Raw genomic sequence first — 450 nt, 5'->3', positions numbered from 1 at the left:
TCGGACTGCAGCAAGTGGTAACAATGCTCTAAACCAGGCTCATCCATTCTGCTATTCTCCAAACGTTCTATTTCCTCTGCATCATGACCTCAGGCATACTGCGGTCATGAAAACGCTGCCTGATTTAAACCAACTGACCCATGAGCAACTGCTGGAATTTACCCGGCAATTAGCGATGCAGCATCAGTCTTTGGCACAATCAAATCAGCAATTAGATGCCAAAGTTCAACATCTGGAAGCATGCAACCAACATCTCTCTATTCTCAATCAAAAATACGAGCATGAGCTTGCACTATTTAAACAGCATAAATTCGGCAGTAAAAACGAACATCTAACCGCAAAACAAATCCATCTCTGGGATGAAGCGGTTGAAGAAGATATTGCAGCGGTTGATCTGGAACTGGAACGACTGAATGCAGATAAAACCAATGCAGCTGCACAGAAAGCCCC

1 pseudogene is annotated in these 450 nt (G+C 44.0%); it reads left to right on the top strand.

Going from position 1 to position 450, the window contains the following annotated elements:
- Nucleotides 1-106 precede the first annotated feature (106 nt).
- Nucleotides 107-450, top strand: a pseudogene (locus WFH18_RS17780) (IS66 family transposase); the annotation flags it as partial.

The organism is Acinetobacter sp. USHLN143, from assembly GCF_037145695.1.
GTDB classification, from domain to species: Bacteria; Pseudomonadota; Gammaproteobacteria; order Pseudomonadales; family Moraxellaceae; genus Acinetobacter; species Acinetobacter fasciculus.
Note: the sequence above shows the minus strand (reverse complement) of the source record. Positions and strands in the feature narration are given on the sequence as shown.